General features: G+C 74.8%; 18 protein-coding genes. 12 read left to right on the forward strand and 6 right to left on the reverse strand.

Going from position 1 to position 19,834, the window contains the following annotated elements:
- Positions 1-9: 9 nt before the first annotated feature.
- Positions 10-309, reverse strand: a complete 300-nt coding sequence (locus AB0L25_RS26795; RefSeq protein ID WP_500175450.1) for a hypothetical protein — start codon at positions 307-309, stop codon at positions 10-12.
- A gap of 155 nt (positions 310-464) precedes the next feature.
- Positions 465-875, reverse strand: coding sequence for a hypothetical protein (locus AB0L25_RS26800; protein WP_500175451.1), 411 nt, complete (start codon positions 873-875; stop codon positions 465-467).
- Between the two features lie 296 nt (positions 876-1,171).
- Here AB0L25_RS26800 and AB0L25_RS26805 point away from each other — a divergent pair, with 296 nt between their 5' ends.
- Positions 1,172-1,585 carry a PA14 domain-containing protein gene (locus tag AB0L25_RS26805; RefSeq protein WP_500175452.1) on the forward strand — a complete coding sequence of 138 codons (414 nt, stop codon included), beginning with the start codon at positions 1,172-1,174 and terminating at the stop codon, positions 1,583-1,585.
- A 96-nt stretch (positions 1,586-1,681) separates the two neighbouring features.
- On the opposite strand, the gene AB0L25_RS26810 is transcribed toward AB0L25_RS26805, so the two are convergent.
- Positions 1,682-3,295 carry an alkaline phosphatase D family protein gene (locus AB0L25_RS26810; protein ID WP_500175453.1) on the reverse strand — a complete coding sequence of 538 codons (1,614 nt, stop codon included), beginning with the start codon at positions 3,293-3,295 and terminating at the stop codon, positions 1,682-1,684.
- Positions 3,296-3,473: 178 nt separating this feature from the next.
- Entirely contained in the window at positions 3,474-4,022 is a 549-nt protein-coding gene (locus AB0L25_RS26815) for a hypothetical protein (protein WP_500175454.1), read from the reverse strand.
- Between the two features lie 217 nt (positions 4,023-4,239).
- Between AB0L25_RS26815 and AB0L25_RS26820 the strand changes: the two genes are divergently transcribed.
- The 6 genes from AB0L25_RS26820 (at position 4,240) to AB0L25_RS26845 (ending at position 11,365) form a co-directional block, all read left to right on the forward strand.
- On the forward strand, positions 4,240-5,361 hold the full coding sequence (locus AB0L25_RS26820; protein ID WP_500175455.1) for a hypothetical protein: 1,122 nt from the start codon (positions 4,240-4,242) through the stop codon (positions 5,359-5,361).
- A 120-nt stretch (positions 5,362-5,481) separates the two neighbouring features.
- Entirely contained in the window at positions 5,482-6,231 is a 750-nt protein-coding gene (locus tag AB0L25_RS26825; RefSeq protein WP_500175456.1) for a hypothetical protein, read from the forward strand.
- 52 nt (positions 6,232-6,283) lie between these two features.
- A complete protein-coding gene (locus AB0L25_RS26830; RefSeq protein WP_500175457.1) occupies positions 6,284-6,757 on the forward strand; it encodes a GNAT family N-acetyltransferase in 474 nt (157 codons plus the stop codon).
- A 90-nt stretch (positions 6,758-6,847) separates the two neighbouring features.
- Positions 6,848-9,325, forward strand: coding sequence for an ATP-binding protein (locus AB0L25_RS26835; protein WP_500175458.1), 2,478 nt, complete (start codon positions 6,848-6,850; stop codon positions 9,323-9,325).
- Positions 9,315-10,454 carry an aminotransferase class V-fold PLP-dependent enzyme gene (locus AB0L25_RS26840; protein WP_500175459.1) on the forward strand — a complete coding sequence of 380 codons (1,140 nt, stop codon included), beginning with the start codon at positions 9,315-9,317 and terminating at the stop codon, positions 10,452-10,454. The genes AB0L25_RS26835 and AB0L25_RS26840 overlap by 11 nt, the downstream gene beginning before the upstream one ends.
- Complete coding sequence (locus AB0L25_RS26845) at positions 10,451-11,365, forward strand: aminoglycoside phosphotransferase family protein (RefSeq protein ID WP_500175460.1); 915 nt, start codon at positions 10,451-10,453, stop codon at positions 11,363-11,365. The genes AB0L25_RS26840 and AB0L25_RS26845 overlap by 4 nt, the downstream gene beginning before the upstream one ends.
- Before the next feature lie 27 nt (positions 11,366-11,392).
- Here the strand turns inward: AB0L25_RS26845 and AB0L25_RS26850 are convergent, their stop codons facing one another.
- A complete protein-coding gene (locus AB0L25_RS26850) occupies positions 11,393-11,728 on the reverse strand; it encodes an Atu4866 domain-containing protein (protein ID WP_500175461.1) in 336 nt (111 codons plus the stop codon).
- A gap of 185 nt (positions 11,729-11,913) precedes the next feature.
- On the opposite strand from AB0L25_RS26850, the gene AB0L25_RS26855 reads away from it, so the two are divergent.
- Positions 11,914-13,956, forward strand: a complete 2,043-nt coding sequence (locus tag AB0L25_RS26855) for an outer membrane protein assembly factor BamB family protein (protein ID WP_500175463.1) — start codon at positions 11,914-11,916, stop codon at positions 13,954-13,956.
- A 16-nt stretch (positions 13,957-13,972) separates the two neighbouring features.
- Positions 13,973-16,135 (forward strand): outer membrane protein assembly factor BamB family protein, encoded by a 2,163-nt coding sequence (locus AB0L25_RS26860; protein ID WP_500175473.1) that lies wholly within the window; start codon positions 13,973-13,975, stop codon positions 16,133-16,135.
- 100 nt (positions 16,136-16,235) lie between these two features.
- Here AB0L25_RS26860 and AB0L25_RS26865 read toward each other — a convergent pair whose 3' ends face one another.
- Positions 16,236-17,144 (reverse strand): sigma-70 family RNA polymerase sigma factor, encoded by a 909-nt coding sequence (locus tag AB0L25_RS26865; RefSeq protein ID WP_500175464.1) that lies wholly within the window; start codon positions 17,142-17,144, stop codon positions 16,236-16,238.
- Positions 17,145-17,248: 104 nt separating this feature from the next.
- Here AB0L25_RS26865 and AB0L25_RS26870 point away from each other — a divergent pair, with 104 nt between their 5' ends.
- The 3 genes from AB0L25_RS26870 to hisC all read left to right on the forward strand — a co-directional run bounded on the left by AB0L25_RS26870 (position 17,249) and on the right by hisC (position 19,832).
- On the forward strand, positions 17,249-17,893 hold the full coding sequence (locus AB0L25_RS26870) for a TetR/AcrR family transcriptional regulator (protein ID WP_500175465.1): 645 nt from the start codon (positions 17,249-17,251) through the stop codon (positions 17,891-17,893).
- Positions 17,894-18,034: 141 nt separating this feature from the next.
- Positions 18,035-18,709 (forward strand): NUDIX hydrolase, encoded by a 675-nt coding sequence (locus tag AB0L25_RS26875; RefSeq protein WP_500175466.1) that lies wholly within the window; start codon positions 18,035-18,037, stop codon positions 18,707-18,709.
- A 43-nt stretch (positions 18,710-18,752) separates the two neighbouring features.
- On the forward strand, positions 18,753-19,832 hold the full coding sequence (hisC, locus tag AB0L25_RS26880; RefSeq protein ID WP_500175468.1) for a histidinol-phosphate transaminase: 1,080 nt from the start codon (positions 18,753-18,755) through the stop codon (positions 19,830-19,832).
- Positions 19,833-19,834 lie beyond the last annotated feature (2 nt).

The following is a 19,834-nucleotide window of genomic DNA, read 5'->3' on the forward strand; positions in this document are numbered from 1 at the left end:
CGAATCGGATCATTTCAGGCAACGAACCGGGAGTGAAGCCGTGGACCAGGGGGCTCGGTCCGGCTGTTCGACGTACCGGAACGCGAGGCCGCCGTGGTCGATGGTGAGCCGGTCCCGGGGGAGCGCCAGGGCGAGCAGCGTGAACAGCCCGCCGCCGAGCAGGCTGATCGCCGCCGCGCCGCCGATCTCGGCGGGCGTCCCGAGGCCATGGAGGACGGGCAGCGCGGACAGCGGGAGGAGGACGAACAGCCAGGTGACGAACAGCCCGGCCGTGAAGCCCTTGGACGCCTGCCACCGCCTTTCCCGCATGAAGACGATCTCGTCGACGCCTTCCGGGACGGCGATCGCTCGTGAGGCGGGGAGCCGTTCGAGGACGTCGCCGACGGTCGGGCGGGCTGATCAGCGCCATCGACTCTTCCACGGTCGGGGCCGCACGGGCAATCCGGTCGAGGCGACGGGACGCGTCAGGGCCAGGTCTCCTCGTCGCGTTCGACGACCGCGGCGACGGCCAGGTGCAGCAGGGCCGCCAGGTGCGGTTCGAGTTCGTCGGCGGGGACGGCGCCGACGAGGGCGGGGAGCATGATCCGGTCCCGGGCGGCCGCGGCGGCGAGCACCCGGACGGCCCAGCGCGCCGGGATCGGCACCTGCTCGATGTCCGGACGGACGCCGATGCCCGATGGGCGCTCGTCCAGGATCGTCCGGCACCAGACGGTGACGAGGCGTTCGACCGCGGCGGGGCCGCGGTGGACGGCGCGGGCGGTCAGGGCGCGGCTGCGGTGGTGCTCGCCGTAGACGGCGGCCGTCAGCGCCCGCCCGGCCAGCAGCCCGGCGTGCCAGTGGAGGGCGAGTTCGGCCGCCCTGTGCCGGATCGGCATCGCCGCCTCCCGTGGGTCGGTCGCAGAGGGTGGCGCGCGGGTGATCGTTCGCTCGTCGGGGGTCGGGCGATGCCTCCGCCGCCGTACCTTCTTGCCCGCAGCGCGCGGAGCGTTTCCCCGTGGTCGGCGACCTGGCCGGTTTCGGCCTGCACCGAAAGCGGTGGCGGGTTGAGGCGATTTGGGGCGATGGCTACCTTGATCACCTTCTCTTTCGCGGTTCCGCGAGTGTTCGCCGGAACTTCACCCCCTGGAGGACGTCCGTGCGTAAATGGCTCCTTGCCGGTTCGATATGCGCAGTGCTGGGCATCACCGGCTGTTCGGGCGGGGACGACTCCGGGACGTCCGCCGGGAGCGAGCAGACGACGTCCGCCGGGAGCGGCGAGGGCGGGAGCGGGCAGGGCGGGGGCGGCCAGGAGGCGGCGGCCGGGAACGACAAGGCGTCGATCACCGGGACGTGGCGCGGGCCCAAGACGGGTGCGAACAACGAGACGTTCGAGTTCCGCGGCGACGGGACGGTCACCCTCTCCAGCGACGGCGAGAGCTGCGACGGGACCGTCGAGCCCAAGGGCGGGGAGCGGACGTACGCCTTCCGGATCGACTGCGGCGCGGGAGCGTTCCCCGGCACCGCGGTGGTGTCCCCGGACGGGCAGACGATCACGCTCACCGACCCGGAGGGCGAGAAGAGCGACTACGGGCGCGTGTCCGGCTGACCCCGGACGGCGGCGGGGCCGCCCGTGTCTCGCGGGCGGCCCCCTCGTTCGTCCGGTTTCGGGCGGCCGGATGTCCGGTCGCTTTCCGGGCGCCGGCTACCCGACCGGGGTGAAGGCGCGGTGGAGGCGCTGGGTTCCGGCGCGGCTCGCGAAGGACGCGCCGTGCTTCAGCGTCGCGTCCGGGTCCTCGGGGTCGCTGACGAAGTACCAGTCGGCCTGCATCCGCCGCGGGGTCACGTCGATGAGGACGAACCCGTGGCTGTCGAGCTCGCAGAACTTCGCGTACGGGTTGTTGAGGTGCAGCACGCCCTCGGCGCCCCGCGAGATCGTGCGCGGCGGCAGGCCGAGCAGGTCGTCCAGGTTCGAGCTGGTGACGGACGAGCAGACGAGCTCGGTCGCGACCGGCGGGTGCCACGGGGCGGCGGTGCGGTCGACGCTCACCTCGGTCGCCCACGAGACGTGCACGTCGCCGGTGAGGAAGACGGTGTCGGTGATCCCGGCGTCCCGGATGTGGGTGAGCAGGTCGGTCCGGTCGGCCTGGTAGCCCTCCCACGCGTCGGCGTTGGGGCCGACGTGCGCGAGGAGGTCGCCGCCGCCGATCAGCTCGCCGAGGGCGTCGACGACCTCCTTCACCAGCCCCTGCAGGGAGACGGGGGTGATCATCACGGAGTTGCCGATGAGGTGCCACTGCGCGGTCGAGGCGCTGAGGCCGTCCTTGAGCCACTCCATCTGCGCGCGTCCGGTGAAGGTGCGGGACGGGTCGTCGAAGTCCTCCTCCGAGGACTGCTCGGAGCGGTGGCCGCGCAGGTCCAGCATCGTCAGGTCCGCCAGGCGTCCCCACTGGAACCGGCGGCGGATCCCGCCGCCGGGGCCGCGCCGGACCGGCATCCACTCGAAGTACGCGCGGTGCCCGGCGGCCTTGCGGGCCGCCCAGTCGCCCTCGGCGGCCGGGTCGTGGTCGCCGGAGCCGCCCTCCCAGTAGTCGTTGACGACCTCGTGGTCGTCCCAGGTCGCGACCCACGGCACCGCCGCGTGCAGCGCCCGGAGGTCCGGGTCGGTCTTGTACTGCGCGTGCCGCTGCCGGTAGTCCGCCAGGGACGTGATCTCCTTCGCGGGCCGGTGGGCCCGCACCCCGGCGTCGCCGCCCTCGTACAGGTAGTCCCCGACGTGCACGAACAGGTCGAGGTCGCCGCGCTCGGCGGCGTGCCGGTACGCCGCGAAGTGGCCCGCCGCGTAGTTCGAGCAGGACGCGAGGCCGAGGCGCAGCCCGTCCACCTCCGCGTCTGGGGCGGGCGCCGTGCGGGTGCGGCCGGCCGGGGAGGTCACGGGGCCGAGGCGGAACCGGTAGTGGTACCAGGTGTCCGGCTCCAGGCCGGTCGCCTCCACCTTGACCGTGTGGTCCGCGTCCGGCCCGGTGACGACCTCCCCGTCCCGGACGATCGTAGAGAACGCGGCGTCCGGGCTCATCTCCCAGCGCACGGTCACCTCCGGCCCGGCGCCGGACCCGGGGGCGCTCTCGGGGGTCGGCGTCACGCGCGTCCACAGCACCACGCCGTCCGGGAGCGGGTCGCCGGACGCGACACCGTGGGCGAACTCGGCGGACGCGGCCCCGGCGTGCGGGACCAGGACGCCCGAGGCGGCGACGGCGACGCCGGCGCCTCCGGCCGCGCGGAGGAAATCACGCCTGTCGAGGGGAACGATTCCGCTCATCTGAGCCCTTCATCCGGGGGGAGGCGCGGCGGCGGGCCGCGTGCCGCGGCCAGGCTCGGGCACCGACGGGAACGCCGTCCACCGGACGGGCGAACCACCACCGGACGCCAGGGGAACGACCGGTGGCCGCCGGGAGACCGGAGCCCGGACTGAGTGATCTCCCGGCAGGGCGTCCGCGTTACGCCGCAGGGCGGATGCGGATGACCGCGGCTCCGTCCTCGATGCCGACGACGCCGATGGTCACCGTGTTGACGACCGTCTCGCCGCCGGGAGGACAGGTCACGTCCATGCGGGCGGAGGTGCCCGCGCCCGGCCCGGTGAAGGTCGCGGAGCATCCGCCGCCGTCGCCGCTGCTGGCGAACCGCGACCCGGTCAGCGGCGCGACGAACGCGACGTCGCGGGCGCCGATCTCGGTGACCTCGATCGGGCCGAGCCCGAGCCGGTCCGGCATCGGGATCGTGACGGGGCCGGTCACCTTGATCTCGCAGGAGCCGTCGTCCGCGCACGCCCGGCGATCCTCGCCGTCCGCCGGGACGGGCATCGACGGGGACGGCGAGGCCGCGGGGGTGGCGGGGGCGGTGGTCGTGGGCGCGGCGGACGTCGGCCCGGCGGCGCGCTCGGAGTCCGGCTCGCCGGACGAACACGCCGCGAGCCCGAGGATCGCGGCCGCGGCGAGCGGAACGAGGACGAACGGGCGCGGCGCGGTGACGCTCTGCGAGGGGGTCATCGGGTCATCCAAGCCGGTCCGCGCCGGGACCGGTCCCGCTTTCCCCGCAATCAGGCCCGCGCCGCCGGGAAAGTCCTCGCTTGTCTGTTTTCGCGCGGGCGGCCGGGACGGCCTCTGCGCCGGTCGCATCGGGACCGGAAGCGGCCGGAACGCTCCACAAGGCGCGGAACCTTGCCAGTATATGCCGGTGAGATCATCGAGCCCCCGGGAGCCCCGCATGGCAGGACACCGCCGAGTTCTCCACGTCACCGCCTGGATCGCCGCCTTCTCCGGCCTGCTGATCACCCCCGCCCGGGCCGCCGCCGCCCCGGAGTGGACGACCTCGCCCACCCCGGCGCTCCAAGGGCTCGCCGTGCCCCTCGAGGTCGCGGCGGCGGGACCGCGCGCCGCCTGGATCACCGGGGTCGAGAACGCCACCGGTTCGGGCTCGCAGTTCATGCTCGCCTGGGACGGCCGGGAGTGGCGCCGACAGGACCTGCCGATCCCCGGCTCGACCTCGCTCGCCGACATCGCCGCCGCCGGGCCGCGCGCCGCCTGGGCGATCGGCACGAACTGGACCGAGGAGACCGGCTCCCGCCCCGTCGCGCTCCGCTGGGACGGCACCGCCTGGCGCGAGGTCGGCTACCCGGACGGGATCAGCCGCACCATCCCGCTGCCCTCGCCCTCCCCGCGGCTGGAGATCCTCTCGGCGGCGCCCGGCGGGCCCGCCTGGTCGATCGGGTACGACGAGGCGGCCGGCGAGTCCGTCGCCCTGCGCTTCGAGGGCGACCGGTGGGTCCGCCAAGACCTCCCGGTGAAGATGACCACGGCGCTGACCGTCGCGGTCCGGTCGCCCGGAGACGTGTGGATCTCCTGCATCTGCGAACCGCCGGGCGAGGGCCCCACCCAGGTGATGCTGCACTGGGACGGCGTCCGCTGGAACACCGTCCGGCACCCGAGCAGCGACGACACGTACGTGCTCGAGATCGTCCCCGTGTCGTCCAGGAGCGTGTGGGCGTACCGCGCGCCCGCCGTGTTCGAGCCCGCCCCCGAACTGCTGCACTGGAACGGGAGCACCTGGCGGTCGATCCCCGTCCCGGTGGAACCGGGCGTCGTCAACTTCAACGTCCTCGCCGACGACGGCGCGGGCGGCGCGCTGGTCGGGGTGAGCACGAACAACACGCCCGCGAACTACCTGCACTACAGCCGCGGCGAGTGGACGACCGAGAGCGGTCCCGGACGTCCCGGGGTCGGGGCCTGGGTGTACGACATGGCGCGCGTGCCGGGCACCCGCACGGTCTGGTCCGTCGGCCTGGTCTCCCCGCTCTCCGGCCCCGCCCTCGTCGAGCACCGCCGCTGACGCGCGTCCCGGCGGAGCGAGCGGGCGTACCCATCGCCGTCTGAGTAGCCGGACTCATGCCCCGGCCCGGCCCGGACCCGACGATGGGACGCACCGTTCCCTTCGACAGGAGCCCGGCCCATGTCGCACAACGCGCTCGCCCTCGGCCTCGCCGCCGTCGCCGCCACCGCCGGGGCGGTCCTGCTGGCCTTCGCGGACGTCACGGCCGAGGCCCTGCTCATGTTCGGGGTCGGAGTCCTCGGCTTCGTGTGGTTCGTCGTCCTGCTCACCGTCCCGTGGAACGTGTACTTCCAGGCCCGCCGGGTGGTGCGGGAGACCCGCATCAGCCGCGACCGGGGCATCGACGTGTCCGCCGGGAACGAGGCCGAGGCCCGCCGGATCGCCCGCCGGGTCCGCGCGGCCGCGATCGGCGCGCACGTCGTCACCGCGGCCGCCGTCGCCGTGATGACCTACTTCTGGGGCGAGACGTTCGGGTACTACATCTCCGGCCTCTTCCTGCTGAGCACGCTCTTCCGGCCGGCGCAGGCATGGTTCGTCCACCTCCGCAAACGGCTCGGCACGATGCTCCGGGAGACGCACCACCCCCGCGACGACGTCCTCGCCCTCATCGAGCGCGTCGCGTTCCTGGAGGGACGGGCCGAAGCGGCGCGCCTCGCCGTCGAGCAGCTCCACCAGGCCGACCACACGCTGAACCACCGTCTGGAGGCCGTCGGCACGACCGCGTCCCGCAGCGCCGACGAGCTGAACCGCAGGGTCGAGGCCCTCGGCCGCCGGTTCGAGGACGCGATCTCCCGGCTCACCGACGACCAGGAGGTCATCGCCGGGATCAAGGCGTTCCTCCGCCTCCTGCGCACCGACCCCGCGTCGTGATCCGCCGCGTCCCGTCCGGGTAGGGGGACGGGCGTCCGGGCATCCTCTGGACGTGCGCGTCGCGACCGCCGGCATCCGGCCGTTCCGCCCCGGCGACGCCCGGCACGTCGCCGGGATCGTCCGGCGGTGCCTGCACGCGGTGAACGGCCGCGACTACCCGCCCGACGTCATCGACCGGATGTGCGCGCGCTTCACGGCCGAACGGTTCGTCGAACTGTCGGCGTCCCGCCGCATCTACGTCGCCGACGACGGCCGCGTCGTCGGCACCGTCTCCCGCGACGGCAACCGGGTCTACTCCCTGTTCGTCGATCCGGGCGCGGCGGGCCGGGGCATCGGCCGCCGGCTCCTGCGCCACGTCGAGACGCTCGCCGCCCGCGAGGGCCACGCCCACATGGAGACCGGCGCCACCGTCACCGCCCACACCTTCTACCTGCGCCTCGGCTACCGCGACGTCCACGACACCGACACCGAGTTCGGCACCGACTACCTCCTCCGCAAACCCCTCCCCCCGGCGGAACGCCGTTGACCGGCCATGGCGGATCGGCGAAGCTACCGTTGATCAACACCGTGCGACCGTTCGGAGGGCTGCGATGCGTCGACCCCACGGGGAGGGTCGGTGACCGCGACGCTGGTGGACCGGCAGTGGGAGACGGCCCGGCTGACCGAGGCGCTCGACCGGACCGTGCACGACGGGACGCCCGAGGTTCTCCTGCTGCGCGGTGAGGCGGGCGTCGGCAAGTCGCGGCTTCTGCACCACTTCGTGGACTTGATGACCGAACGGCACGCCGAGGCGGGGCTGCTCGCCGGTTACGGCCAGGCGATGATGAACTCGCTGGGCTCCGACGCCTACCAGGCCGTCCGCGACTGCCTGCGGACCCTCACGCAGCGGGCCGAGCGCACCGGCTCCCGCGCGACGCTGGCCCGGGTCGCGGAGTCCTTCCGGCTGCACGCCCCCGACTGGATCGAGTCGGTGCCGGTCGTCGGAAAGCTGCTGGCCGCCGGCATCCTGACCGGACGGACGCTGCTGGAGTCCGGCGACGACGCGGGCGGCGCGGGCGGCGCGGACGCCATGGACAGCCGCCTCGACCAGCTCGCCGAGGTCGTGAACGGGCTGGTCGAGGGCGGGCCCGTCCTGCTCGTCCTGGACGACCTGCACTGGGCGGACACCGCCACCATCGACCTCGTCATGCGGCTGGCGCTCCAGGTGCGCGGCCCCCTGCTGCTCGTGCTCGCCTACCGGCCCGACGACCTGCAGACCCAGGAGAACGCCGACGGGCACCCGCTGCGCCGGGCGGTCTACCGGCTGCGCCGGTACAGCGAGAACTGCTTCGAGATCGACCTCGAACGCCTGTCGCGGGACCACACCGAGGAACTCGTCCGCGTCGCGGCCGGGGGATCGGTCCTGCCGCCCGGGACCCTGGAGCGGATCCTGCGGGAGAGCGACGGGAACCCGCTGTTCGCCGAGTCGCTGCTCCGGGTCGGCGACGGCGCGCGCCGGGAGCGGCGGCCGGAGAGCATGCCGAGGCAGATCAAGGCGATCCTGGAGGAGCGCCTGTCCTACCTGTCGGCCGCCGACCAGCGGCTCCTGGAGGCGGCCGCGCTGATCGGGTACTCGTTCGAGGTCGACTACCTCGCGGCGCTGGTCCGGATGGACGTCGACGACGTGTACGAGCGGCTCGACGTCCTGCTGAACGAGTTCGGGCTGGTGCGGCCGGACGACCCGCGCGGCGCCCGCGACCGTTACGCCGTCCATCACCCGCTGCTCGCCGAGGTGCTGCGCGAGCGCGGCGCCGCCAACGCCCCGCGCTGGCAGCGCATGCACGCGAGGCTGCTGGAGGCCCTCGACCGGGAGGGCGAGTGGGACGACGAACTGTGGGTGCGGGCGGTCGCCGTCGCGGTCGGCGCCGGGCGCGCCGACCGGGCCCGCGAGCTGGCACTGGAGGCGGCGCGGCGCCAGTTCCAGCTCGGCGCGGTGTCGAAGGCCCGCGAGCTCGCCCAGGTCGCCGCCGAGGGGGCCGTCCCGGCGTCGCGGCGGGCGGCGTTCCGGCTCCTCGCCGAGTGCATGTCCGTGGAGGGCGACCACCGGGGCGCGGCCGCCGCCTGCGCAGAGGCCATGCGCGCGGTGGCGGAGCACGCGGAACCGGCGGAGGTCCCGGCGGTCACCGCCGATTCCCGCTTCGCCGTCGGCCTGCTGTGGGCGCGCAGCCTGCGCATGACGAACGACTGGAGCCGCTGCCGCGACCTGCTCGCGGAACTGGAGGCCGGGTGCGCCGATGCGGGACCGGCGGACGTCCTCGCCCAGGTGCGGATGCTGGAGGCGGAACTGGCTCTCTGCGGCCCCGCCCAGGACACGGACGAGTGCGTCCGCCTCTGCTCGCTCGTCTACGACATGACGTCCGACCCGGAACTGCAGGCCCGCGCGCTCGGGCACCGGGGCCTGGCGTACCTCGCCGGGTACGACGCCGAGTCGGCCGAGATGTGGCTGAACCGCGCCATCGAGGTCGCGCGGCGGAAACGGCATCCGTACGCCGAGTACGAGGCCGTCCACTGGCTGAGCAAGAAGACGATCGCCTGCCTGGAACTCGACCGCGCGGCGGACCTGCTGCGGCGGCTGACCCGCATGTCCCAGGCGTCGGGCGTGGCCAGCGACAGCCCGTTCCACCTGCGCGACTCGAGCCGCGTGCTGGCCCTGCAGCGCGACTTCGCCGGGGCGGCCGCCGCCTTCGCCCGCTACTTCGAGATCGGCCCGGGGCACTGGCTGGACCGGGCGACGACGACGCTGGCGTGCCAGGTGCACGAGCTGGAGGTCCTGTACGGGCGCGGCGCCGCCGACGCCCTGACGGAGGAACTGCTGCGGGCGGCGGACCGGGAGACCACCGACGGGGACCGCCGCACCCTGCTGAAGGAGCGGATCGGCGGGCTGGCCGGGCGCGGCACCGGCTGGCATCCGGTCGAGACGTCCGTGTCGCTGCTCGCCGCGCACCCCGACGAGGCCGCGGCCGCCGACGCGATCTTCCGGTTCGACATCGCCGACATCGCGGCGCTGCGGGCGAGGATCCCGCGACCCCGTGACGGGGGGCCCGGTGCGAACTGACGTCGCCGGTGAGTTCCCGCTGGATCCCGCGCTCGTCATGCTGAACCACGCCTCCTACGGGCTGCCGACCCGCCGGACCCTGGACGGGGCCGCGGAGCTGCGCCGCGAGATCGAGGCCGATCCGAACGTGCGGCTCGGGGCCGAGCTCACGTCCCGGTTGCGCGAGCAGTCGGACCTGCTGGCGCGGACGCTGGGGCTGTCACCGGCGTCCATGACGCTGTGCGCCAACGCGACGTCCGGCGCCGCCGCCGTCATCGAGACGGTCGACCTCCCGGCGGGCGCCACCGTGGCGGTCCTCGACACCGAGTACTCGTCGATCTGCCGCGCGTGGGAGCGCCGGTGCGCGCGGGCGGGCGCCACGTTCGTCCGGGTCCCGGTACCGCTGCCGCTGCGCGACGCGGGCGAACTCCTCGCCCGGCTGGACGCCGCCGTCCCCGGGGACGTGGCGTTCGTGCAGGTGAGCTCGGTGTCGTCGTCGGCCGCCCTGGCCCTGCCGGTGGCGGAGGTGGGCGCGTGGGCGCGGCGGCGCGGCGGCCGGCTGATCGTGGACGCCGCGCACGGGCCGGGGCACGTGCCGGTCGAGCCGATCGACGGCGTCGAGGCGATGTTCGGCACGGTGCACAAGTGGTTCCCCACTCTGCGGCCGGTCGGGTTTCTGTGGGGAGGCGAGCGGATCAGGGACCGGCTCCGCCCCGCGGAGGTGTCCCTCACCTGGGATTCGCCGGACCTGGTCGAGCGGTTCTCTTGGCCGGGCACGTTCGACCCGGTGCCGCGCCTGGGCGTCCGCTCGGCGGTGGGGCAGTGGCGCGCCTGGCGGGAGTCCGGCGAACTGGACCGTTGCGCGGCCCTCGCCGACCACGCGGCGGGGCTGCTCACCGACCTCGGCGCGGTGCCCACCGGGGCGCCGCGGTTCCTGCCGCCCCGGCTGCGGGCGTTCGTCCTTCCGGGGCTGCGGCTGGAGCCGCTCAAGGCCGCGCTGCTGGAGTCGGGCCTGCGGGTCTGGACGGGCCCCGGCCCGCGGGGGGAGTGCCTGCTGCGGATCTCCACGCACGTCTACAACGACGAGTCGGACGCCGAGGCATTGGCTGCGCGGGTGCGCGAGGTGTGCCGACGGGGGCGCGCGGCGTGACCGGGGCGCCCGTGCCGGAGATCCCCGCGACGCTGGTCGACGCGATCGTCTTCCTGCGGGGGCCGGAGGAGGGGCGGGCGTGGCTCGCCGCGCTGCCGGGCCGGATCGCCGACCATGCGGCGCGCTGGGGGCTGACCCCGCGGGCGATCGCCGAAGGCGGGGCGATGTCCTGCTGCCTGCTGTGCACGACCGCCGACCGGGGCGAGGCCGTCCTCAAGATCCCGGTGGACGCCGACGCGGGACGGCGGGAGATGCGGATCCTGGACGGCTGGGCGGGCACCGGGGCCGCGCCCGGGGTGCTGCGGCGGGAGCCGGACACCGGCGTGTTCCTGATGGAGCGGGTCCGGCCGGGGACGACGGCGTGGGCGCGGGGAGGCCCGTCCGACTCCGCCCGGTTCGGGGAACTGCTCGGCCGGTTGAGCACCGTGCCCGCCGCCACCGGCCTGCGGGACCTCGCGGAGGTCGCCGAGATGCGGCTCGGCTGGGCGCGGGACCGGTTCGCCGGGTCCGGGAACGCCGCCGAGCTGGCCCGTGTCGCCGACGCCGCGGCCGTCCTGGACGCGTTGCTCGGCACCACCGCACGGCGGCACCTGCTGCACGCCGACCTGCAGGCGAAGAACATCCTGGAGGGGCCGGACGGCCGATGGTTCGCGATCGATCCGCTCGGTGCCGTGGGGGACCTGAACGCCGAGGCCGCCCTGTGGGCCGCGGTCCAGGACGGCCCGGCGTCGATCCGGGACCGGCTCACCGAACTCGCCGACTGCCCGGAGCTGGATGCCGGGCGGCTGGCGGCCTGGACGTACGTGTTCGCGATCGCCGAGCACCGCCCGTACCTTCCCGATCCGGCGCGGCGAATCACCGCTTTCCTGGACGGCGTGGACGGCCGCGCCCTCATCGACGCCCTGACGTGAGACGCCGGTCGGCGGGGTCGGAGCGGGTCACTTCTCGCGGTAGAGGACGAGGTGTTCGTGGTAGAGGACGCCGTCGCGGACGTCGCCGGTGGCGGTGAAGCCCAGGTCGTCGAAGTAGTCGATGTGGTCGCCGGTGACCGTGTAGCGGCCGGTGTAGGCGCGCTCGCGGCCGTCCCGGGCCTCCTCGTAGCGACCGTTGGGGAGGAGCTCCTGGCGGATGCGGCCGTCGGCGGTGACCCACATGCCCACGTGGGGGTGCGGGGCCGGGGCGGCGGGCTGCGGGCCGCCGGGGCGGGACTGCTTGCAGGCGGACGCGGCGAGGAGGGCGAGCAGGCCGAGGGTGACGGCTGCGGTGCGCGGCATTGCTGGCTCCTTGGACGGGTTTCGGGGTCGGTTTCGAGTCTGCTGCGGCGCTCGGGGAGGGGGCAGGGCGCGGTTCTCCTGGGTGGGGCGCACCCAGGAACGCGCGGGGCTGCTCCGGGCGGGCGGAGCGTGACAAGATGGGGTCAAAGGAACACGATTGTTCTCAGTACGGCTGGAGGCGCCGGGTGGCGGTCGCACCGGTGAAGGCGGACGATCCGGGACGGGTCGGGCGGTACCGGATCGTCGGGCGGCTCGGCCAGGGCGGGATGGGACGGGTGTACCTGGGGCTGTCGCCGGGCGGGCGGGCGGTCGCGGTGAAGGTCGTGCGGGACGTGCTCGCGGAGGACGCGGGGTTCCGGCGCCGGTTCGTCCGCGAGGTGCAGGCGGCGCGGCGGGTCGCGGGCCTCTACACCGCCGAGGTCGTCGACGCCGACCCGGACGGCGACCCGCCGTGGCTCGCGACGCGGTACGTGGCGGGGCCGTCGCTGGACGCGGCGGTGGCGGCGCACGGCCCGTGGCCGGAGCGGTCGGTGCGGGCGCTGGGCGCGGCGCTGGCGGAGGGGCTGGAGAGCGTGCACGCGGCCGGGGTGGTGCATCGCGACCTGAAGCCGTCGAACGTGCTGCTGGCGGCGGACGGCCCGCGCCTCATCGACTTCGGGATCTCGCTGGCGGCCGAGAACACCCAGCTCACCGAGACCGGGACGGTGCTCGGGACGCCCGGGTTCATGTCGCCCGAGCAGCTGCGGGGCGGCGACGTGGGCCCCGCGAGCGACGTGTTCGCGCTCGGCGCCGTCCTCGCGCACGCGGCGACCGGGAACGGGCCGTTCGGGAGCGGACCGGCGCACGCGCTGCACTACCGGGTGGTGCACGAGCCCCCGGACCTGGCGGCGCTGCCGTCCGGGCTCGCGGACGTCGTGGGCCGGTGCCTCGCGAAGGAGCCCGGCGCGCGTCCGAAGGTGCCGGAGCTGGTCGCGGAGCTGGGCGGCGGTGACGGCCCGCTGCCCGAGGCGGTCGCGGCGGACATCGGACGCGCGGAGACCGCCCCGATCCTCGCGCCCGCCGAGCCGGAGCCGACCGCCGTCGACACCGTCCGTCCGGGCGGGCGGCCCCGGGGGCTGCCACGCGGCCGGTTGCTGGTGGGCGCCGCGGTCGCCGCGGTGCTCGCGCTCGTCGCCGCGACCGGTGCGCTGCTCGCCGTCCGCTCGTCCGGCGACGGGCGGGACGATGCCGCCGGGCCGCCGGAGTGGAAGGAGCTGTGGACGTTCCCCCTGGACGGGGGCCTCCGGCCCGCGGGCTACACGGACCGCACCGTCTATCTCTCCAGCGAAGCCGGCGACCTGTCCGTGCTGGACGCCGGCAGCGGCCGCGAACGCTGGCGGAAGCGGTACCCGGGGGAGTACACGAGCCTCCTGGACGGCACCGACGAGGTGGCCTACTACGCCGACGGCAGGTACAAGTACGCGCTGGACGCCCGGACCGGCGAGGAACTCTGGAAGTACGAGGACCACGGCATCAACGGCGAGCACATGACCGCCGGCGGGACGACGTACGAGACGTTCATGAGCCGGCTCATCGCACGCGACCCCCGCACCGGCGACGTGATCTGGTCGGAGTCGACCGAGGGCGCGAAATGGGAGAACCTGACCCTCGCCGCCGGTGTCCTCTACCTCTCGGACGGCGTGAACGCGGTGCACGCGGTGGACGCGGAGAACGGGAAGGGCCGGTGGCGGTTCGACGCCGGGAACGGGGTCGCGACGGCGCCCGTCTTCGAGCACGGGACGGTCTACTTCGGCACCGACGACGGCACCATGTACGCGGTCGACGCCGACACCGGCCGCGAGGACTGGCGGCACCGGTTCGACGTGGCGGAATGGAACCCGCTCATCGCGGGCGGCGCCGGTCTCCCGATCGTGTCGGACGAGGCCGTCTACTACGAGAACGACGGTTACGTGGTCGCGCTCGACGTCGACACCGGACGGCCGCTGTGGACGCACGAGCCCGGCCTCGGCGAGGGGATCGTGCTGCTGACCGGCGGGGACGGCCAGGTCCTGTACCGCGACAGCCCCGACGGGGGCGAGAGAGAGACCGTGTACGCGCTGGACGCGAGCAGCGGCGAGCGCCTCTGGGACGACGCCCTGGGCGAGAGCACGGACGTCGTCGGCGGCACGGTGTACTTCGTGGACGACGACGGCGCGCTGCGCGCGGTCTCGGCCAGCGGCCGGGCGTGAGGAGGACGGGTTGAGCGTGTACGCGCCGCTGGAGGCGGGCGATCCCGGACATGTCGGGCGGTACCGGATCGTCGGGCGGCTCGGCCAGGGCGGCATGGGACGCGTCTACCTGGGCGTGTCGCCCGGCGGGCGCGCGGTCGCGGTGAAGGTCGTCCGGGACGAGCTCGCGGAGGATCCGGGGTTCCGCGACCGGTTCGTCCGCGAGGTGGAGGCGGCGGGCCGGGTGACGGGGCTGTTCACGGCGGCGGTCGTGGACGCCGACCCGGCGGGCGACCCGCCGTGGCTCGCGACCGAGTACGTGCCGGGGATGTCGCTGCGGGAGGCGGTGGCGGCGCACGGCCCGTGGCCGGAGCGGTCGGTGCGGGCGCTCGGCGCCGCGCTCGCCGAGGCCCTCGACGCCGTCCACGGGGCCGGGGTGGTGCACCGGGACCTGAAGCCGTCGAACGTGCTGCTGGCGGCGGACGGCCCGCGCCTCATCGACTTCGGGATCTCGCTCGCCGCCGAGGGCACCCGCCTGACGCTGACGGGCGCGGCGCTCGGGACGCCCGGGTTCATGTCGCCCGAGCAGCTGCGGGGCGGCGACGTGGGCCCCGCGAGCGACGTGTTCGCGCTCGGCGCCGTCCTGGCGCACGCCGCGACCGGGGACGGCCCGTTCGGGGGCGGGTCGGCGCACGCGCTGAACTACCGGGTGGTGCACGAGCCGCCGGACCTGGCGGCGCTGCCGTCCGACCTGGCGCACGTCGTGGCGCGCTGCCTGGCGAAGGACCCCGGCGCCCGCCCGACGGTGCCCGAGCTGGTCGCCGAGCTGGCCGCGGACGGGCCGTCCGGCGCGTCCCTCGCGGAGGACGGGTGGCTGCCCGAACCGGTGACGGCCGAGCTGACCCGCGAGTACACGGCGACCGTGGACGCGCCCGCCGATCCCGCCGCCCCGACCGTGGCGGTGGCGCCCCCGCCTCCGGACGGGCCGGAGCCCGAGCCGTCCGGTGCCGGTGGGCGGCGGCGGCCCGGACGGTTCCGGAGCGCGGTGCCGGTCGGCGCCGTCGCCGTCGCCGTCCTCGCGATCGTCGCCGCCGCGGTGCTCGTCTCCGGTGGCGGGTCCGGTGCCGCACCGGCCGAGCCGTCCGCGAAGCCCGATCCGCCGGTGCTGAAGCAGCTGTGGTCCCACGGTGCGGCGCCGGCCGGGCGGCCCGTCGTCGTGGACGGGAAGCTCGTCTTCGGCGCCGGCGGTGCCGTGCACGCCGTGGACGCCGTGACCGGTGAGGCGCTGTGGAAGTACGACCGCACGACGGGCAACCCGACGTCCCTCACGGTCGTCGGCGGACGCGTCTACTTCGACACCATCGACTCGTCCGGCTTCGACGCCGAGACCAGCCGCCTGTACGCGCTGGACCTCGCCTCCGGAAGGCGGCTGTGGGAGTACGCGCCCGGCCAGACGGTGTCCGGCACCCCCGTCGAGGACGACGGCACCGTGTACTTCACCGGGCTGACGTTCGGCTCCGGCGACGCCGGGACCCTGGTCCACGCGGTCGACGCGGACACCGGGAAGCGGAAGTGGACCCGCTCGGCGAAACTGATCGGCGGCCTGGACGCCGCCGGCGGGACCGTCTACTACAGCGCCATCACCGCCGACGGCCGGGCGCGCCACCTCCACGCCCTGGACGGCCGCACGGGCAAGGAACTGCGGAAGGTGCGGCTGGAGGGCGACATCGAGCAGCGGGCGGCGTCGCTGACGATCGCGAACGGGGTGATCTACCTGGTCGCGGAGTACGGCGGCGCGCTGTCCGCGCGGGATCTCGGCGGACGCCTCCTGTGGCGGTACGACACCGGGATCGAGGACTTCGAGGACGTGGAGACCCCGGTCGTGTCCGGCGGAGTCCTCTACCTCGGCGGCAACGGCCACAACAGCGGCGGCGAGGTGCTCGCCGTCGACACCCGGACCGGCAAGGAACTCTGGCGGTACGACACCGGCGCCCTGACCGCGCCGCCCGTCCTCGAGGACGGCACGGTCTACGCGGACAACAGCGAAGGCGAGCTGCACCTGCTCGACGCCCGCACGGGCGAGTCCCGGGGAAGCGTGCGGCTGGCGGCCGACTCCTCCGCGACGGCGGCCGTCGCGGACGGCGTCGTCTACTTCGACGGCGGCGACGGCCGCCTCCGCGCCGCCGCGATGGCCCGGTGACGCCGCCGGCCCCGGCGGGCACGGGGGCGCCGCCGGGGCCGCCGGGCCGGAAACGATCTCGCGGCGGGGCCGGTGCCGCCCGGGACGCGCTGATCCGCGCTCAGGCGAGCAGCTCCGCCAGCTCGCGGGCCCGGGCGTGGCGGCGCAGGCTCGTCATTCCCTTCTTCTCGAGCTGGCGGATGCGCTCGCGCGTCACCCCGTAGTCCCGGCCGATCTCGTCGAGCGTGCGCGGCCCGTCGCCGTCCAGCCCGAACCGGAGCGTCAGCACGGCCGCCTCCCGCTCGGGCAGCGTCGTCAGCACCGAGTCCAGGTAGCCGCGCAGCAGGGACGACGCCACCGTGTCGGACGGGTCCGGCGCGTCGTCGGGGACGAGGTCGCCGAGTTCGCCGTCGCCGTCCGCGTCGGCCGGCGCGTGCAGCGACACCGGCTCCCGGGCGTCCCGCAGGACCCGCTCGACCTTCTCCGCGGGCACGTCGAGCGCGGCGCCGATCTCCCCGGCCGTCGGCTCCCGGCCGAGGTCGGCCAGCAGGGCGCGCCGGGTGCGCACGACCCGGTTCAGCAGCTCGACGACGTGCACCGGGAGCCGGACGGTCCGGCCCTGGTCGGCGAGCGCGCGGCCGATCGCCTGCTTGATCCACCAGGTCGCGTAGGTGGAGAACTTCAGGCCGCGCGTGTGGTCGAACTTGTCGACCGCCCGCATCATCCCGATGTTGCCCTCCTGGATCAGGTCGGGGAGCGGCAGCGCGCCGCCGGCCGCGTACCGCTTCGCGATCGACACGACCAGCCGCACGTTGGCCCGCACCATGTGGTCGCGGGCGCGCTCGCCATCGGCGACGGCCGCTTCGAGCGCCCGCCGCTCGGCGCCGTCCGGGCGGGCGCCCTCGTCCTCCAGGCGGCGCCGGGCCAGCCGTCCGGCCGCCATCCGCTCCCCGAGCCGCCGCTCCTGCTCGCCCGTGAGCAGCGGAGTGCGGCCGATGCCGTTCAGGTAGTCCCTCACCGCGTCCGTCATGCCGGGCCACCCCTCTCCGTCGCCGTACCTTCCGACCTAAAGTTAGAACAGACCTAAAAAGAAGTCAAGCACAAATTTTGGTCGACTCCATGTATGGTGGGCGCATGAGCGAGCAGACGATGGGCTTGCGAGAGCTCAAGAAGCGGCAGACCAGGGAGAACATCTCGAACCAGGCGACCAGGCTGTTCCTGGAGCGCGGCTTCGACAACGTGACGATCGCGGAGGTGGCGGCCGCCGCGCAGGTCGCCAAGATGACCGTCACGAACTACTTCCCGCGCAAGGAGGACCTCGCCCTCGACATGCGGGACGTGTTCGTCCAGATGCTCGCGGAGATCGTCCGGGACCGGGAGCCCGGCGAGTCCGCGCTGGCCGCGCTGCGCCGCGCCTTCCTGGCCGGGGTCGCCGAGCGGAACCCGGTCATCGGCTTCTCCGGCCCCGCGTTCGCCCGGATGATCACCGGCAGCCCGGCGCTCGTCGCCCGCCTGCGCGAGTTCCACGACGAGCGGGAGAAGGCCCTCGGCGACCGCCTCGCCGCCGAGACCGGCGCCGGACCCGACGACATCGCCCCGCGCGTCGCCGCCGCCCAGCTCGGCGCCGTCCACCGGCTGCTGTTCGAGGAGATCCTGCGCCGCACCCTCGACGGGGACGGCGACGACGCGGTCGCGGCGGCCGTCGACCGCGACGCCCGCATCGCGTTCGACGCCCTCGAACCGTCGCTCGGCGGCTACGCCGTCCGTCCCGCGCGCTGACGGCCGGACGTCCGGCTCCCGGGACGGCATCCCGCGGCCCCGGACGTCCGGGAGCGGACGTCCGGGGCCGTGCGGGCGGCGCGCCGGGGAGATCGGGCGGGACGTCCCTCGGAGTGCGCCGGGGCCGATAAGTTCGGTGGCATGTCCGTCCCGCGGCTCGCCGTCTCCGTCGACCTCGTCGTGCTCACCGTGCGGGCGCAGCGGCTCTGCGCGCTGATGTGGCGGCGCGACCGGGCGCCCTACGACGGCGCCTGGTCGCTGCCCGGCGGATTCATCCAGCTCGACGAGGACCTGCCCGTCGCCGCGGCCCGGCTGATGGCCGAGCGCGCCGGGCTCGCCGACGTCCGCATCCACCTGGAGCAGCTCGCCACCTACGGGTACCCCGACCGCGACCCGCGCCAGCGCGTCGTCAGCGTCGCCTACCTCGGCCTCGCCCCCGACCTGCCCGCCTCCAGCCGCGCCCAGGTCCTGTGGACGGCCGTGGACGACCTCGTGCACCACGACCGGGCGGCGTTCGACCACCGCCGCATCCTGTGCGACGGCATGGAACGGGCGCGGGCCAAGCTCGAGTACACCTCGCTCGCCGCGGCGTTCTGCCCGCCCGAGTTCACCGTCGCCGAGCTGCGGCGCGTCTACGAGATCGTCTGGGGCACCGCCCTCGACCCCCGCAACTTCCACCGGAAGGTCACCGGCGCCGACCGGTTCCTCATCCCCACCGACCGGACCACCACCCGCGACGGCGGCCGCCCCGCCCGCCTCTACCGGCGCGGCGACGCCGAGCAGCTCCGCCCGCCGATGCTGCGCCCCCGCGGCTGAATAAGCTGGAGCGCATCACCCCTGCGCACCCTGGAGGACAACGGTGTCCGAAGCAACCACTCCTCGCTTCCGCTCCGTTCTCGACCGGTTCACGGCTTACAAGCCGGGCAAGGTCGTCACGTCACCCGACGGGCGCTCGTTCAAGCTGTCGTCGAACGAGTCCCCGGAGGGGCCGCTCCCGTCCGTCCTGGACGCGATCGCGGACGCGGCGCGGAACGTCAACCGGTACCCCGACAACAACGCGACCGCCCTCACCGAGGCGATCGCCGCGTTCTGCGGCGTCCCCGCCGACCACGTCGCCGTGGGCTGCGGCTCCGTCGGCGTCTCGCAGATGCTGCTCGAGGCCGTCGCCGAGCCCGGCGCCGAGATCGTCTACGCGTGGCGGTCGTTCGAGGCGTACCCGCTGCTCGTCGCCCTGTCGGGCGCCACGTCCGTCCAGGTGCCGCTGAAAGACGAGACGCACGACCTCGCGGCGATGGCCGACGCGATCACCGACCGCACCCGGCTGGTCTTCGTGTGCAACCCGAACAACCCGACCGGCACCGTCGTCCGGCGCGCCGAGCTGGAGGCGTTCCTCGACCGGGTGCCCGCCGACTGCCTGGTCGTCCTCGACGAGGCGTACCGCGAGTACATCCGCGACGACGAGGTCCCCGACGGGCTCACGATGTACGGCGACCGGCCGAACCTGGCGGTCCTGCGGACGTTCTCGAAGGCGTACGGGCTCGCGGGGCTGCGCATCGGCTACCTCGTCGCGCACCCCGAGGTCGCCGCCGCGATCCGCAAGACGTTCCTGCCGTTCAGCGTCAACTCCGTCGCGCAGGCCGCCGGGATCGCCTCGCTGAACGCGACCGGCGAGCTGCTGGAGCGCGTCGAGGCGACGGTGAAGGAGCGCGACCGGGTCCGCGGCGCGCTCGTCGCCGACGGCTGGACCGTCCCGCCGACCGAGGCCAACTTCGTGTGGCTGCGGCTCGGCGACCGGACGATGGAGTTCTCCGCGGCCTGCGACGCCCAGGGCGTCAGCGTCCGCCCGTTCGACGGGGAGGGCGCGCGCGTGTCGATCGGCTCGCCCGAGGAGAACGACGCCTTCCTCGCCGTCGCCCGCGAGTACCCGCACCGCACCTGACG

It is taken from the genome of Spirillospora sp. NPDC052242 (genome assembly GCF_040679555.1).
Taxonomy (GTDB): Bacteria; Actinomycetota; Actinomycetes; order Streptosporangiales; family Streptosporangiaceae; genus Spirillospora.

Coding starts and splice junctions, on each gene's coding strand:
- AB0L25_RS26795 (WP_500175450.1), bottom strand. CDS start 309: ATGCGGGAAAGGCGGTGGCAGGCGTCCAAGGGCTTCACGGCCGGGCTG.
- AB0L25_RS26870 (WP_500175465.1), top strand. CDS start 17,249: ATGAGCGAGCAGACGATGGGCTTGCGAGAGCTCAAGAAGCGGCAGACC.
- AB0L25_RS26825 (WP_500175456.1), top strand. CDS start 5,482: ATGTCGCACAACGCGCTCGCCCTCGGCCTCGCCGCCGTCGCCGCCACC.
- AB0L25_RS26875 (WP_500175466.1), top strand. CDS start 18,035: ATGTCCGTCCCGCGGCTCGCCGTCTCCGTCGACCTCGTCGTGCTCACC.
- AB0L25_RS26865 (WP_500175464.1), bottom strand. CDS start 17,144: ATGACGGACGCGGTGAGGGACTACCTGAACGGCATCGGCCGCACTCCG.
- AB0L25_RS26800 (WP_500175451.1), bottom strand. CDS start 875: ATGCCGATCCGGCACAGGGCGGCCGAACTCGCCCTCCACTGGCACGCC.
- AB0L25_RS26815 (WP_500175454.1), bottom strand. CDS start 4,022: ATGACCCCCTCGCAGAGCGTCACCGCGCCGCGCCCGTTCGTCCTCGTT.
- AB0L25_RS26850 (WP_500175461.1), bottom strand. CDS start 11,728: ATGCCGCGCACCGCAGCCGTCACCCTCGGCCTGCTCGCCCTCCTCGCC.
- AB0L25_RS26810 (WP_500175453.1), bottom strand. CDS start 3,295: ATGAGCGGAATCGTTCCCCTCGACAGGCGTGATTTCCTCCGCGCGGCC.
- AB0L25_RS26820 (WP_500175455.1), top strand. CDS start 4,240: ATGGCAGGACACCGCCGAGTTCTCCACGTCACCGCCTGGATCGCCGCC.